The organism is Pseudomonas sp. FG98, assembly GCF_057808595.1.
The window spans coordinates 140,018-154,964 of sequence record NZ_JBMDIJ010000005.1 but is presented as its reverse complement, the minus strand read 5'-3'; the positions used below and the strand labels follow the sequence as shown (position 1 = coordinate 154,964).

General features: G+C 60.4%; 17 protein-coding genes. 3 read left to right on the top strand and 14 right to left on the bottom strand.

Annotation, left to right across the window (positions count from 1 at the left end; all coding sequences use genetic code 11):
- Positions 1-34 precede the first annotated feature (34 nt).
- The 12 genes from tolA to ACODSK_RS05695 all read right to left on the bottom strand — a co-directional run bounded on the left by tolA (position 35) and on the right by ACODSK_RS05695 (position 9,381).
- The gene (gene tolA, locus ACODSK_RS05750; protein ID WP_489014517.1) at positions 35-1,123 is read right to left on the bottom strand and encodes a cell envelope integrity protein TolA; all 1,089 of its coding nucleotides are present in this window, start codon (positions 1,121-1,123) and stop codon (positions 35-37) included.
- Positions 1,123-1,575 carry a protein TolR gene (tolR, locus tag ACODSK_RS05745; RefSeq protein WP_489014515.1) on the bottom strand — a complete coding sequence of 151 codons (453 nt, stop codon included), beginning with the start codon at positions 1,573-1,575 and terminating at the stop codon, positions 1,123-1,125. Before tolR ends, tolA begins: the two co-directional genes overlap by 1 nt.
- A gap of 14 nt (positions 1,576-1,589) precedes the next feature.
- Positions 1,590-2,285: a protein TolQ gene (gene tolQ / locus ACODSK_RS05740; protein ID WP_316920789.1), complete on the bottom strand. Its 696-nt coding sequence runs from the start codon at positions 2,283-2,285 to the stop codon at positions 1,590-1,592.
- A 2-nt stretch (positions 2,286-2,287) separates the two neighbouring features.
- Positions 2,288-2,743 carry a tol-pal system-associated acyl-CoA thioesterase gene (gene ybgC, locus ACODSK_RS05735; RefSeq protein WP_489014513.1) on the bottom strand — a complete coding sequence of 152 codons (456 nt, stop codon included), beginning with the start codon at positions 2,741-2,743 and terminating at the stop codon, positions 2,288-2,290.
- Between the two features lie 124 nt (positions 2,744-2,867).
- Entirely contained in the window at positions 2,868-3,920 is a 1,053-nt protein-coding gene (gene ruvB / locus ACODSK_RS05730; RefSeq protein ID WP_489014511.1) for a Holliday junction branch migration DNA helicase RuvB, read from the bottom strand.
- A complete protein-coding gene (gene ruvA / locus ACODSK_RS05725) occupies positions 3,921-4,529 on the bottom strand; it encodes a Holliday junction branch migration protein RuvA (RefSeq protein WP_489014509.1) in 609 nt (202 codons plus the stop codon).
- Between the two features lie 68 nt (positions 4,530-4,597).
- Positions 4,598-5,122 (bottom strand): crossover junction endodeoxyribonuclease RuvC, encoded by a 525-nt coding sequence (gene ruvC / locus ACODSK_RS05720; RefSeq protein WP_489014507.1) that lies wholly within the window; start codon positions 5,120-5,122, stop codon positions 4,598-4,600.
- 100 nt (positions 5,123-5,222) lie between these two features.
- On the bottom strand, positions 5,223-5,969 hold the full coding sequence (locus ACODSK_RS05715) for a YebC/PmpR family DNA-binding transcriptional regulator (RefSeq protein ID WP_489014505.1): 747 nt from the start codon (positions 5,967-5,969) through the stop codon (positions 5,223-5,225).
- A gap of 123 nt (positions 5,970-6,092) precedes the next feature.
- Positions 6,093-7,868, bottom strand: coding sequence for an aspartate--tRNA ligase (gene aspS / locus ACODSK_RS05710; RefSeq protein ID WP_489014636.1), 1,776 nt, complete (start codon positions 7,866-7,868; stop codon positions 6,093-6,095).
- A 96-nt stretch (positions 7,869-7,964) separates the two neighbouring features.
- A complete protein-coding gene (locus ACODSK_RS05705; RefSeq protein ID WP_330076403.1) occupies positions 7,965-8,180 on the bottom strand; it encodes an FmdB family zinc ribbon protein in 216 nt (71 codons plus the stop codon).
- A 110-nt stretch (positions 8,181-8,290) separates the two neighbouring features.
- Complete coding sequence (locus ACODSK_RS05700) at positions 8,291-8,647, bottom strand: ribbon-helix-helix domain-containing protein (protein WP_489014504.1); 357 nt, start codon at positions 8,645-8,647, stop codon at positions 8,291-8,293.
- 260 nt (positions 8,648-8,907) lie between these two features.
- Positions 8,908-9,381, bottom strand: a complete 474-nt coding sequence (locus ACODSK_RS05695; protein ID WP_489014503.1) for a Dps family protein — start codon at positions 9,379-9,381, stop codon at positions 8,908-8,910.
- A gap of 300 nt (positions 9,382-9,681) precedes the next feature.
- Here ACODSK_RS05695 and ACODSK_RS05690 point away from each other — a divergent pair, with 300 nt between their 5' ends.
- A complete protein-coding gene (locus ACODSK_RS05690) occupies positions 9,682-10,272 on the top strand; it encodes a cold-shock protein (RefSeq protein WP_489014502.1) in 591 nt (196 codons plus the stop codon).
- Positions 10,273-10,335: 63 nt separating this feature from the next.
- Here the strand turns inward: ACODSK_RS05690 and ACODSK_RS05685 are convergent, their stop codons facing one another.
- A complete protein-coding gene (locus ACODSK_RS05685) occupies positions 10,336-10,542 on the bottom strand; it encodes a SlyX family protein (RefSeq protein WP_489014500.1) in 207 nt (68 codons plus the stop codon).
- A 3-nt stretch (positions 10,543-10,545) separates the two neighbouring features.
- Positions 10,546-10,971, bottom strand: a complete 426-nt coding sequence (locus ACODSK_RS05680) for an HIT family protein (protein WP_489014498.1) — start codon at positions 10,969-10,971, stop codon at positions 10,546-10,548.
- Between the two features lie 781 nt (positions 10,972-11,752).
- Here ACODSK_RS05680 and ACODSK_RS05675 point away from each other — a divergent pair.
- Positions 11,753-13,054, top strand: coding sequence for an OprD family porin (locus ACODSK_RS05675; RefSeq protein WP_489014496.1), 1,302 nt, complete (start codon positions 11,753-11,755; stop codon positions 13,052-13,054).
- A gap of 166 nt (positions 13,055-13,220) precedes the next feature.
- Positions 13,221-14,936, top strand: coding sequence for a proline--tRNA ligase (locus tag ACODSK_RS05670; RefSeq protein ID WP_489014494.1), 1,716 nt, complete (start codon positions 13,221-13,223; stop codon positions 14,934-14,936).
- The last annotated feature ends 11 nt before the right edge of the window (positions 14,937-14,947 follow it).

Below are 14,947 nucleotides of genomic sequence, written 5' to 3'. Positions count from 1 at the left end.
CAGAGAACGACCAGCAGTCCTCTAAGAAGGTTAATCACAAGGCTAGGTCCTCAGGTGTGAATGTCATCTTGAATGAACGATACGGATTGAATTCGCTCGGTTTCAAACCCTGCATTTCGATCAGCCGGCCGATGTTCTTGACTGCCGCCACGGCGGAGCTGTCGAACGGACCGTCACCACTGGAGCGTGCCACGCTGACGTTGGTGATGGTGCCATCGGGCAACATGTTGATCTGCAGGACCACTGTCATGTTCTTGCGCGCTGAAGGTGGTCGCGCCCAGCCTTCGGCCGCACGGGCACGAATCAGGTCGTCGAAGTCGCCGGCGACCTGGTCGCCCTGCTCGTCCGCCAATGCCTGCTGGCGCTCGGTGGTGTCGGACAACAGCTCGGCCAGGGCCTGTGCCTTCTTGTCTTCCGCCGCCTTGCGTGCTGCTTCGGTGGCCTTTTTCTTGGCTGCGTCGGCTGCTGCTTTCTTCTTCGCTTCTTCAGCTGCCTTTTTCTTCGCCTCTTCGGCGGCGGCAGCTTTTTTCTTCGCGTCCTCGGCAGCCTTCTTCTTGGCGTCCTCGGCCGCTTGTTTCTTCGCCTCTTCAGCCGCCTGCTTCTTGGCCTCTTCCTCAGCCTTTTTCTTGGCTTCCTCCTCGGCCTTCTTCTTGGCGATATCGGCGAGCTGCTTCTCTTCAGCCTTTTTCGCTTCTTCGGCTTTCTTCGCCGCTTCGGCTTTCTTGGCTTCTTCCGCAGCCTTGGCCTGCTCGGCTTTCTTCGCTTCCGCAGCCTCACGTGCTTCTTCGGCCTTTTGAGCAGCCTCTTCTTTCTTTTGTTCCGCAGCCTTCACGGCTTCCTGCTTCTGCTGCTCGACCTTCTTCTGCTCCATCTGCTCTTCTTCGGTCTGGCGCGAAGCGGTCTTCTTCGCTTCCCCGGCAATCTTCTGATTGGTCTGGGTGGTGGCCTGACTCTTGGATTTCAGCTGGTACAGGGTTGCCTGGACAATGGGCTTGGCCGGCGGCAGTTCAGGTGTGAAGGCAAAGCTGACGAACAGCATGCCGAACACCAGCACGTGCAGCGCAATGGCCCAGACACTGGGCCAGAAGTAGCTTTCCGAGGCGGATGGCTCTCGCTGTTGCATCAGGGCGCCTCGGTAATCAGGCCAACGTTTCCGACACCAGCCTTCTGCAACCCGCCCATGGCGCCCATGACCGCGCCGTAGTCGACGGCCTTGTCGCCACGGATGAAGACCTGGGTCTGTTTGCCCTGGTCACGCCCGGCGGCGATGATCTTGGTCACCGCGTCGGTCATTTGCGGCAAGGTCATGGCCTTGTCCATCTGCTTGTCGGTGTCGACCTCGCTGCCAAGATTCCAGTAGTAGGTCTTGTCGGCCTTGATCGAAATGGTAAGGATCTGGACGTTGTTGTCCTGCGGCAAGGCCTCGCTGGAAACCTTCGGCAGGTCGACCTTCACGCCCTGGTTGAGCATCGGTGCGGTTACCATGAAGATGACCAGCAGTACCAACATCACGTCGATGTAGGGCACCACGTTCATCTCGGCGACCGGCTTGCGTTTCTGGCGAACTCGGGCCATGGGTTTCTACCTGATCACTCTTCGCTGGTGTGCACTTTGCGGTGCAGGATGGCCTGGAACTCGTCGGCGAACGTGTAGTAACGGCCGATCAGCACTTCACTGCGGGCAGAGAAACGGTTGTAGGCGATGACCGCCGGAATCGCGGCGAACAGACCGATCGCGGTGGCGATCAGGGCCTCGGCGATACCCGGGGCAACGGTGGCCAGGGTGGCCTGTTGCGCGGTGGCCAGGCCACGGAAGGAGTTCATGATCCCCCAGACGGTACCGAACAGGCCGATGTACGGGCTGGTGGAGCCGACGGTGGCGAGGAACGGCAGGCTTTGCTCGAGCTTCTCTTCTTCGCGGGAGATGGCCACGCGCATGGCGCGACCGACGCCTTCCATCACCGCATCAGGATCGACGCCCGGTTGCTGACGCAGACGGGAGAACTCCTTGAAACCGGCACGGAACACCTGCTCGACACCGGAGTCCGGATCCGGGTTGCTGCCCGCCTGGCGATACAGCTTGGACAGGTCGATACCCGACCAGAAACGCTCTTCGAAGCTGTCCAGGGCACGACGACCGGCGCGCAGCATGGTGCTGCGCTGAAAAATCATGATCCACGAAGTCACCGATGCGGCAACCAGTGCCAGCATTACCAGCTGCACCACGATGCTGGCATTGCTGACCAGGCTCCACATGGAGGTATGGTCGACGACGTTAGCTTCCACGCTTAATCTCCTGCGTTTGTATGAATGCCCGGGCTGCCCGCCTCTATGAAGGCCGCTCGCAGCTCGGGGGGAATAGCCCGGGGTTTGAAAGTATCGGCGCGCACACAGGCCACCAGGAACTGCCCCTCGCAGAGCAGCGTTGCATCACTTTCGCGCCAGACCTGCTGCACGAAACGCAGGCTGGCACGATTCAATTCAAGCACTTGTGCGGTCACCCGCAATTCGTCGTCCAGGCGGGCCGGCGCGTGGTAGCGCGCTTCGCTGGAGTGGACCACGAATAAGGTGTTCTGCTGCGCCAGCGCCGACTGGGCGAAGCCCAGGTCACGCAGCCGCTCGGTACGGGCGCGCTCCATGAATTTCAGATAATTGACGTAATACACCACGCCACCCGCATCGGTGTCCTCGTAATAGACGCGACAGCGATGTGCGAACGGCTCGACCCCATTTTGCGCGCGCATACTCTAGTGCTAACTCCTCAGCTTGCCAATCCGCGCAACCAACTGTTTTTGCGGATTATGTCGTATTGCCAGCGCTGTCGACTTTGGTCCGCGATTAGGACCACAAAAGCGCAAGATAAATCTGTCACTCATCGCTTGAATCGGAAAAATCGCTACCAGATGCTTCATTCATCTGTTTGGGAATGTTCAGACCGAAATGCAGGTAGGCATGCCGGGTCACCACTCGACCACGGGGCGTACGCATGATGTAGCCCTGCTGGATCAGATACGGCTCCAGCACATCCTCGATGGTATGCCGCTCCTCGCTGATCGCCGCAGCCAGGCTGTCGACGCCGACCGGACCGCCATCGAACTTCTCGATCATGGTCAGCAGCAGACGCCGGTCCTGGTGGTCGAAGCCACGTTCATCGACATCCAGCAGGTTCAACGCCATGTCCGCCACAGCCTTGGTGATCTCGCCCTTGCCGCGTACTTCGGCGTAATCCCGCACCCGCCGCAGCAAGCGGTTGGCGATCCGCGGCGTACCGCGCGCGCGCCGGGCGATCTCGAAGGCCCCCTCATCTTCGATGGGCAGGCCAAGAATCCCGGCGGAACGACTGACGATGGTGGCCAGATCCGCGTTGCTGTAGAACTCCAGACGCTGGACGATACCGAAGCGGTCACGCAACGGGTTGGTCAGCATGCCGGCCCGGGTGGTAGCCCCAACCAGGGTGAAGGGTGGCAGATCAAGCTTGATCGAACGCGCAGCCGGCCCTTCGCCGATCATGATGTCGAGCTGGAAGTCTTCCATGGCCGGGTACAGCACCTCCTCGACCACCGGCGAGAGCCGATGGATCTCGTCGATGAACAACACGTCATGAGGTTCGAGATTGGTCAGCAGCGCCGCCAGGTCACCGGGACGCTCCAGGATCGGGCCCGAGGTGCTCTTGATCGACACGCCCATTTCCTGGGCGATGATATTGGCCAGGGTGGTCTTGCCCAGCCCCGGCGGGCCGAAGATCAGAGTGTGGTCAAGGGACTCGCCACGACCACGAGCCGCCTGGATGAACAGGGCCATCTGTTCGCGCACGACAGGCTGGCCAATGTACTCGGCCAAGCGCAGAGGACGGATGGCGCGATCCTGGACTTCCTCCCGGTCGCGCCCGGTAGCGGTTATCAAACGGTCGGCTTCGATCACTTAAATCATCCCTTTCAGGCTGCGCCGGATCAGCTCTTCGCTGCTCAGGCCCTTGGCATCGACGGCGGCCACCGCGCGACTGGCCTCCTGCGGTTTGTAGCCCAGGGAAATCAGGGCACTGACCGCATCGGCCTCGGCAGTGGACACCGTCGGCAACGGCGAAGGACCATTCGGTACCAGCTGGAACATGCTCGGCACGGTTTCCCAGGCCTTGAAACGATCCTTCAATTCGACCAGCAGACGCTCGGCAGTCTTCTTGCCGACCCCGGGTACCTTGACCAGTGCCGAGGTGTCCTGCGCCTGGACGCAACGTACCAGTTCGTCGACATCCAGCCCGGACATCAGCGCCAGCGCCAGCTTGGGGCCGACGCCATTGAGCCGGATCAACTCACGAAACAGCTCGCGCTCGCGCTTTTCATAGAAACCGTAGAGCAGGTGGGCATCCTCGCGCACCACCAGATGGGTGTGCAAGGTGACCGTCTCCCCGACCTTCGGCAACCGGTACAGCGTGGTCATGGGCACTTCCAGCTCGTAGCCGAGCCCATTGACGTCGATAATCAGGTGCGGCGGCTGCTTTTCAGCCAGGTTGCCGCGCAAACGTCCAATCACGTTCAGGTCCTTTCTCATGAGCACCGGCTGGAGACTGGCCGGCACATCTATATAAAGCAGCGATGCTATCAGAGACGCAGGCGCCCGTTGCGACTACGCGCGACGCCCAGGCCGTGAGGCACCAGGCTGGAGCGGGTATGGGCATGACAGAGGGCGATGGCCAGGGCGTCGGAGGCGTCGATCTGCGGCTTCTGGGTCAGCTTGAGCAGGTGCATCACCATCATCTGCACCGCCTCCTTGTTGGCCCCACCACTGCCGGCCACCGCCTGCTTGACCTGGCTGGCCGTGTACTCGGCGATTTCCAGCCCCGCCTCGGCCGCCGCGACAATGGCCGCACCGCGGGCCTGGCCGAGCTTGAGCGCCGAGTCGGCGTTGCGGGCCATGAAGACCCGCTCGATACCCATGGTCACGGGGCCGTACTGGCTGATGATCTCGCTGACACCACGAAAAACGATCTGCAAGCGCTCATGCAGCTCGCCGCTGCCGGTACGAATGCATCCCGACGCCACGTACTCGCAACCGCGCCCGTTGTGGCGAACCACACCGTAACCGGTAATCCGCGAGCCTGGGTCGATACCAAGAATCAGAGTCATAACGCCTGCGCGACAAAGGGCGCGCTAGCGCGCCGTGTTGCAAAGAGAAAAGCCGGTCCCGCCTGAAGACGGGACCGGCCTCGGATAACGCGGAAAGATCTCAACCGAGCTTTTCCATGACCTCGTCAGGAATTTCAGCATTGGAATAGACGTTTTGCACGTCGTCCAGGTCTTCCAGCATGTCGATCAGCTTCAGCACCTTCTGCGCGCCATCCAGGTCCAGCTCTGCGCTGGTGGTCGGCTGCATGACGATTTCCGCGTCGGCGGCCTTGAAGCCTGCGGCCTCCAGGGCGCTGCGCACGGCATAGAAGCTGGCGAAGGAGGTGAACACGTCGAAGGAGCCGTCGTCATTGCTGACCACGTCATCGGCGTCGGCTTCCATGGCCGCTTCCATCAGTGCGTCTTCGTCGACGCCTTCGGCGAAGCTGATCTGTCCCTTGCGCTCGAACAGATAGGCCACCGAACCGTCGGTACCAAGGTTGCCACCGCACTTGCTGAAGGCGTGACGCACGGCTGCGGCGGTACGGTTGCGGTTGTCGGTCATGGCCTCGACCATGATCGCCACGCCGCCCGGGCCGTAACCTTCGTAGCTCAGCTCCTCGACGTTGTCCGCTTCGGCGGTGCCGGCACCGCGGGCGACGGCACGGTCGATGATGTCGCGGCTCATGTTCGCCCCCAGCGCCTTGTCCAGCGCCAGACGCAGCCGCGGGTTGGACGCCGGGTCACCGCCACCCTGCTTGGCGGCGACGGTCAGCTCACGAATCCACTTGGTGAAGATCTTGCCTCTCTTGGCATCCTGGCGCTCTTTGCGGTGCTTGATGTTCGCCCACTTGGAATGGCCCGCCATAACTGACTCCAAAAATCCTTGAAACAAAATCACGCGCCTTCCCGGCTCGATGCGGGAAAGCACAACTAAATCGGGTGCCTTAAAGCAAAGACGCATCCCGGAGGATGCGTCTTTCAGGTCCGCTTACTCAGCTTTCTGCTGTTCGCGCAGACGGATGTGCAGCTCGCGCAGGGCCTTGGCATCGACCAGGCCAGGAGCCTGGGTCATGACGCACGCGGCGCTCTGGGTTTTCGGGAAGGCGATCACTTCACGGATCGACTGGGCGCCGGTCATCAGCATGACCAGGCGATCCAGACCGAAGGCCAGGCCACCGTGTGGCGGAGCGCCGAACTTCAGGGCGTCGAGCAGGAAGCCGAACTTCTCTTCCTGTTCCGCCGCCTCGATACCCAGCAGGCGGAATACCGCCTGTTGCATTTCCTTGCGGTGGATACGGATCGAACCGCCACCCAGCTCGGTGCCGTTCAGGACCATGTCGTAAGCGCGGGACAGGGCAGTGGCCGGGTTGGCCTCCAGCTCTTCCGGAGTGCACTTCGGCGCGGTGAACGGGTGGTGCAGTGCGGTGAAGCTGCCGTCTTCGTTTTCCTCGAACATTGGGAAGTCGACGACCCACATCGGCGCCCACTCGCAGGTGTACAGGTTGAAGTCGGCACCCAGCTTGATACGCAGCGCGCCCAGGGCTTCGCTGACGATCTTGGCCTTGTCGGCACCGAAGAAGACGATGTCGCCATCGACGGCACCAACGCGATCGAGGATCACGTTCAGGTTGCCTTCAGGGATGTTCTTGACGATCGGCGACTGCAGGCCTTCGACACCCTTGGCGCGCTCGTTGACCTTGATGTAGGCCAGGCCCTTGGCACCGTAGATGCCGACGAACTTGGTGTACTCGTCGATCTTGCTGCGCGGCATGCTCGCGCCGCCTGGCAGGCGCAGGGCGGTGACGCGGCACTTCGGATCGTTGGCCGGGCCGGCGAAGACCTTGAAATCGACATCCTTCAGTTGGTCGGCGACGTCGACCAGTTCCAGCGGGATACGCAGGTCCGGCTTGTCCGAACCATAGCGACGCTGGGCTTCTTCGAAGGTCATGTGCGGGAATTCGCCGAATTCCAGGTCCAGGACTTCCTTGAACAGCTTGCGGATCATGCTTTCGGTCAGGCCCATGATCTCGGATTCATCGAGGAAACTGGTCTCGATGTCGATCTGGGTGAATTCCGGCTGGCGATCGGCACGCAGGTCTTCATCGCGGAAGCATTTGGCGATCTGGTAGTAGCGGTCGAAGCCGGCGACCATCAGCAACTGCTTGAACAGCTGCGGCGACTGCGGCAGGGCGAAGAAGCTGCCCGCGTGGGTACGGCTTGGCACCAGGTAGTCGCGGGCACCTTCCGGAGTGGCACGGGTCAGGATCGGGGTTTCGACGTCGAGGAAGCCGTTTTCGTCGAGGAAGCGACGGATGCTCGAGGTGATGCGCGAACGCAGGCGCAGCTTGTCGGCCATTTCCGGGCGACGCAGGTCGATGAAGCGATAGCGCAGGCGGGTTTCCTCGCCGACGTCGGAGTATTCGTTCAGCGGGAACGGCGGGGTTTCGGCTTCGTTGAGCACTTCCAGCTCGTAACCCAGGACTTCGATGGCACCGGAGGCCATGTTTGGGTTGACCGCGCCGGCAGGACGCAGGCGCACGCGACCGGTGATCTTCACCACGTACTCGCTGCGCACACGATCAGCGGCGGCGAAGCTGTCCGCGCGATCCGGGTCGAACACGACCTGGGCCATGCCTTCGCGGTCACGGATGTCGAGGAAGATCACCCCGCCGTGGTCGCGACGACGATGGACCCAGCCGCAAAGGGTGATTTCCTGACCGTCCAGGCTCTCGTTCAGTTGGCCGCAATAGTGGCTGCGCATCATGATGGTGGTTTCGCTTCTCGTCATTCGTGAATTCGGTAAACGGCCTTGTCGGCCGCAAAGGGTCAATAGTGCAAGACCCGGGCAGTACAGTTCAACTCAGTCGCCGCTGCCAGCCAGATTCTTTTTCGCACCGGTCTTGAAATCGGTTTCGTACCAGCCTTTGCCGCTCAGGCGAAAGCCCGGGGCGGACAGGACCTTCTTCAGTTCGGGCTGCTGGCAGGCCGGGCAGTCGGTCAGCGGCGCGGCGCTGATTTTCTGGAGGACTTCCATCTGGTGGCTGCAGGAACCGCATTGATAGTCGTACAGAGGCATGAGGCGTATCTCGGTGAGCCCTGCGCGGACCGCACCGCACAGTAAAAGGCGGGATTATATATGGTTAGCCGGGGCTGTGCAGCCCACGGCAAGGCCTCTGTCGCGAACGGTCAACAAGCGGGACCGCCCTCCCCGTCGCCTGCCTCGCCAGCCGAGTTCAGCAGGAAGACCACGCAGATAACGCGCACCAGGCCACTGAAGTTCTTTACACCACCGTGACGCAGATGCACTTCACGATCGACATGGGACAGCACCGAATTGACCGTACAACCATTGGCCTGGGCAATCCGCTCCAGTACCGCCCAATAGATGTTTTCCAGGCGCAGGCAGGTAGCGAAGCCATTCAGGCGCACCGAGCGCGACAGCGGCTGGGCAAGCTGCATGTTGAAATCCGACTCGAACGGGTCAACTTCGATGCTGCGCTGCTCGCCAGGCCTGCGCTGGCTCTGATTCAGGAATCGGGACATGGCAACACCACACATCAGGACAGGGGAAGGAACGCAGCCAAAGCCGCTGCGCATGCCCCGTCATGAAGCGCCGATGAGTCTTTCGGCACCAGCGGACGCCTGCACTCTTGGTGTAGGAACGATCAGCAAAACGAGACCTACCGAATAACCCGTGAAAACCCTTCCAGAGGCTGCATTACCTGCATTGCAGACACAAAAAGGCCCGGCTTCCTGGGCTGGAAGCCGGGCCTTGCAGCTGATCCTGGCGGATCAGCGCCGCATCATTTGTTTTCCAGGAGAACGCGCAGCATCCACGCGGTTTTCTCGTGAACCTGCATACGCTGGGTCAGCAGGTCGGCGGTCGGCTCGTCGCTGACCTTGTCGGTCAATGGGAACAGGCTGCGCGCGGTGCGCACCACGGCTTCCTGACCTTCGACCAGGAATTTGATCATGTCGTCCGAGCTCGGCACACCCTCGGTTTCCTTGATGGAAGCCAGGCGGGAGTATTCGGCATAGGTGCCAGGCGCCGGGAAGCCCAGCGCACGGATGCGCTCGGCGATGGAGTCCACTGCCAGCGCCAGCTCGTTGTACTGCTCTTCGAACATCAGGTGCAGGGTACGGAAGCTGGGACCGGTCACGTTCCAATGGAAGTTGTGCGTCTTCAGGTAGAGCACATAGGTGTCCGCAAGCAGGCGGGAGAGGCCGTCGGCAATGGACTTGCGATCTTCTTGGCTGATTCCGATATCGATTGCCATGTAAAAATTCCTTCCTCTGATTTTCGACTCAACAAGTGCGGGCCTCACTGTATCAAGAGTTTTCCCCACATGCAGCCTCACCCCCGCGACACAGTGCTGCAGGCCTCGCGCACCGGGCGGCCCACTGATTTGAGTAGCCCCGGGCTTTGCTGTTAAATAGACGCCGTGCCGCCATGGCTGATCGTCAGCGCCATGGCGCATAGGCTGGAAATGCCACGCTTTTGCACTTTTATCTTGCACCGTGCACCGTGACCCCAGCTCTTCCTGTGATCCGCCTAATAAGATGCGAGCCAAACCACCATGTTCAAGATCGTCCACCTCCTGACGGGCGCAGCTGCCTTGCTGCTGTCCTTCATTCCCAGCCTCAAGGCCGATACCACGCCCTATCTGCAACAACCCGATGCCATCTACCTGGCGCTCCTCGGCCTGGCCAACCTGATCCTCGCCCCCCTCGTTCCGCAGTACTACAAAGGCGCCCGCCAGTACCTGCAGATCGCTGCCAGCGTATTGCTGGTGCTCGCAGTGATCCTGCAGGCACTGACCCTGCTGGCACTGCCCGACCTGGGCAGCCTTGGCGCATTGCTAGCCGCGCTGTTCGCCGCAGTGCTGCACCTTGGCGCCGGCTTCATGACCCCGACCAAGGCCCGCCCCAGCAGCAACACCCATTACGACATGGGCAAGCGTGATACCGGCACGGTCAAGTGGTTCAACACCTCCAAGGGCTTCGGCTTCATTTCCCGCGACTCTGGCGACGATATCTTCGTGCACTTCCGCGCCATTCGCGGCGAGGGCCACCGGGTACTGGTCGAAGGCCAGCGCGTGGAGTTCTCGGTAATGAACCGTGACAAGGGCCTGCAGGCCGAAGACGTGATCGCCGCGCCTCGCCGCTGATCGCGAAATACAAAAAAGCCGCGAAGCCCTGTGGGCTATCGCGGCTTTTTTATGTGCGAAATTTCAGTAATGTGGCGGCGGCGCTTCTTCTTCGCTTGCCTCGTATTGCCCCATCACTTCTTCATAGCGCTTGAGCAAGGCCGCCATCTGCAATTGCAGGCGCTCGACCACCCGCTGCTGCTCGACGATAACATCATTCAGGGCGAGGAGCGTGTCATCCTGAAAAGCCAGGCGACTTTCCAACTCCATCACTCGTTCTTCGAGGGTCATGATTCAAGCCTCCGCGAACTGGAAATCAGCGCCCATTACCGAGGCAATACGCTGACGCACTTCACTCAGTTGATCAGCGGAGTATTCGATTGCAGGTTTATTCCCCCACACAGGCGCCGGCCATGCGGCATCGTTATGCCGGCGGACAATCACATGCATATGTAGTTGGCTAACCACGTTACCCAGTGCCGCGACATTCATCTTGTCGGCCGCAAAACAATCCTTGAGCGTTTTACTCAGGAAATCGGTTTCTTGCCAAAGTTGCTGCCGGTCGCTGTCATCCAATTGAAATATTTCACTGATGCCTGCACGGCGCGGCACCAGAATAAACCATGGATAGTTAGCATCCTTACTAAGTAATAGACGGCAAAGAGGAAAGTCTCCCAATGCGAAAGTGTCTTGTTCAAGGCGCGAATCCAAAGCAAACACGGGGCAATCTCCTCAACGTTCAGTGCAATCCGCCTGCGCGGCGCATCGACGAAGGATACTCCTGTTACCCGGATCGGGCACGAACGGACCGGCGAAGCACCCAAAAGCAGCCTTGAAGCTGCTCATGCCGAAGCGTTTCACCCCGTGTTTTCGGGCCTCGGTAACAAAATGCTACTTTCCGCACCAAAATGGCGCTCGACGACCCGGCAAAGAGCGCCAGGTATCCGCAAACTACTCACTCAGAGCCTTCCGGCGGTAACGTCCTGACTTTGAAGTCGGATTTTTGCTTATTCCAGAAAAATATCGACAAAAGAGCCGAGCGTTCTTTCACCCCCGGTTTTCCGGACCTTTTCCGGCTCAGGACTGGAAAAAGTGAAAATTTCGTCAACACTCCCCTGCTTTGAGCACGCTTGTTGCATTGCTCCCTGTCATGGTCGGCACGCCGCCTGCATAAGCAAGTGACGAGTGACAAATAACAACAGCTGCACGGGCGACCAAGGAGTTTGGGCATCAAGGACTTAAGGTTGTGAACCGCAGTCCCTGGTCCGACCGAAACAGCGCTGGAGTTGTACGATCCGTCTTACGCGGACCGTAATTTGCGACATGGATATAACTATTTGCGACACGACCGTAAAGTTACCGAAAGGTTCAAATCGCAAGTATCGCCAATGACAGTCAGCGTGATATACATTTCCGCCGACTCAAACAAGAAAGAGCAGCCCCAATAAAAAAACCAGTGGGGCAGCAGTAATCTTCCTAAAAACCAAAGGAGCAAATCACGATGCGCGTGATGAAGTGGAGCATGATCGCCCTGGCCGTAGCCGCCGGGACCTCGCAAATGGCTGTAGCGTCCTCGCAGGACGAGTCCAAAGGCTTCGTAGAAGATAGTACTTTGACCGCGAAAACCCGTGCCATGTACATGAACCGTGACTTCAAGCACGGTGCATCGAACGTGAACGTTAAAGGCGACATCAAGGGCTACCGCGAAGACGCCGGTGTTTCCGAACTGGTCACCTACGAATCCGGCTTCACCCAAGGCACCGTCGGCGTAGGCGTGGATGCCATGGCGATGGGCTCGGTTCGACTGGATGGCGGCTCGGGTCGCACCAGCGGCGCTTCGGGCAACGGCCTGTTCCGCAACGACAGCGAAGGCAACCCGGAAAAAGCACAGGGCAAGATCGGTGGAGCGGTCAAGTTCCGCATCTCCGACACTGTCCTGAAATACGGCCAGCAGTTCACGACAAGCCCGGTGTTCGCAACCGATGACAGCCGCCTGCTGCCAGAAGTCGCCACCGGCACTCTGATCACCAGCAAAGAGATCAAAGGCCTGCAACTGGACCTCGGTCGTTTCACCGCCCTGAGCTCACAGACCGGCATGGGTCGCGACAGCATCAACGGACGTAACACCAAGGGTCTGACCTCTGCCAACATCGCTGGCGCTACCTACGCGTTCACCGACAACTTCACCGGCACTATCGCCGCGTCGGACGTTGACGACTACTTCAAGAAGCAATACGTCAACCTGAACCTGACCGTTCCGTTCGACGACAAGCAGGCACTGAACCTCGACTTCAACGCCTACCGCACCAAAGACCAGGGCCAGGCGCTCTACGGCGAGCAGGACAACAAGATCTGGAGCCTCGCAGCCGCCTACAGCCTGGAAGGTCACAAGTTCACCCTCGCCTACCAGCGCTCCAGTGGCGACACCGGTTACAACTACGGTGTAGACGGTAACGGCACCGTCTTCCTGGCGAACTCCATCCAGATCTCCGACTTCGTGGGTCAGGAAGAGAAATCCTGGCAGGCTCGTTACGACCTGAACATGGCTTCCTACGGCGTGCCAGGCCTGAGCTTCATGACTCGCTATGTATACGGTGACAACATCGAAACCACCGCTGGCGAAGGTAAAGAGCACGAGTGGAACTTCGAGACCAAGTACGTTCTGCAGGAGGGCCCGGCCAAAGACCTGTCCCTGCGCGTTCGCTACGCCGTCTACCGCGCCAACGATGCTTATGAAAATATCTACGCCCCGGACAACAACGACCTGCGCCTGATCGTCGAGTACCCACTGAGCATCCTGTAAGCCCACCGGCCTACGGACCTTCAGTACGAAAAAGCCCGGCCTCGCCGGGCTTTTTTATTTGCGTCATCCACTTACAACGGATTAGGTTTCCTGCGTCCTATACGTCACCGATTCCCCCCCGTACAATGCGGGGTCATTTCAGTTAAGCAACCGACAACGGCCTATCATGCGCACCAGTCAATATTTGCTCGCCACACAAAAAGAAACCCCTTCCGACGCGGTCGTCATCAGTCACCAGCTCATGCTGCGTGCCGGCATGATCCGCAAGCTCGCCTCCGGCCTGTACACCTGGCTGCCGATGGGCCTGCGCGTGATGCGCAAGGTCGAAGCCGTGGTTCGCGAGGAAATGAACGCCGCCGGTGCCCTTGAAGTGCTGATGCCGGCGATCCAGCCCGCAGAGCTGTGGCAGGAATCCGGCCGCTGGGAGCAATACGGCCCCGAGCTGCTGCGCCTGAAAGACCGTCACGGGCGCGAATTCTGCGTCGGCCCGACCCACGAGGAAGTGATCACCGATCTGGCCCGCAACGAGCTGAGCAGCTACAAGCAGCTGCCGCTGAACATGTACCAGATCCAGACCAAGTTCCGTGACGAGATCCGCCCACGCTTCGGCCTGATGCGCGGTCGCGAATTCATCATGAAGGACGCCTATTCCTTCCATGCCGACCAGGCTTCCCTGCAGGAAACCTACGACCGCATGCACCAGGCGTACTGCAACGTGTTCACCCGCCTGGGCCTGAACTTCCGCCCCGTACAGGCCGATACCGGCTCCATCGGCGGCAGCTACTCCCACGAATTCCATGTACTGGCCGAGTCCGGTGAAGACGATGTGATCTTCAGCGACAGCTCCGATTACGCCGCCAACATCGAGAAAGCCGAGGCGATCCCACGGGAAACCGTGCGCCCTGCGCCGACCGAATCCCTGCGCCTGGTCGACACCCCGAACACCAAGACCATTGCTGCCCTGGTCGAAGGCTTCGACCTGCCGATCGAGCGCACCATCAAGACCCTGATCGTCCACGGCGCCGAAAAAGGCAAGCTGGTGGCGCTGGTGGTCCGCGGTGACCACGAGCTCAACGAAATCAAGGCGATCAAGCTGCCCCAGGTCGCCGAGCCGCTGGTCATGGCCAACGAAGAAGAACTGCGTGCCGCCATCGGTGCCGGCGCCGGCTCCCTTGGCCCGCTGAACCTGCCGCTGACCTGCATCATCGACCGCTCGGTAGCCCTGATGAGCGACTTCGCCATCGGCGCCAACATCGACGACAAGCACTACTTCGGCGTGAACTGGGAGCGCGACCTGCCGGTTCCGGAAGTCGCCGACCTGCGCAACGTGGTCGAAGGCGACCCTAGCCCGGACGGCCAGGGCACCCTGCAGATCAAGCGCGGTATCGAAGTCGGCCATATCTTCCAGCTCGGCACCAAGTACAGCGAAGCGCTGAAGTGCCAGGTTCTGGGCGAGAACGGCAAGCCGGTCACCCTGGCCATGGGCTGCTATGGCATTGGCGTGTCCCGCGTGGTCGCCGCTGCCATCGAGCAGAACTACGACGACAAGGGCATCATCTGGAGCGACGCACTGGCGCCATTCCATATCGCCCTGGTACCGCTGCGCTACGAAACCGAGGAAGTCCGTGCGGCCACCGACAAGCTGTACGCCGAACTGACCGCTGCCGGCTTCGACGTGCTGCTGGATGACCGTGACAAGAAGACCAGCCCCGGCATCAAGTTCGCCGACATGGAGCTGATCGGCATTCCACACCGCATCGTCGTCAGCGATCGCGGCCTGGCCGAAGGCAAACTGGAATACAAGCACCGCACCGAAAGCGAGGCCCAGGCCCTGCCCGTGGCGGACGTCGTATCCTTCCTGCAAGCCCGTATTCGTCGCTGATAGCCAACGCA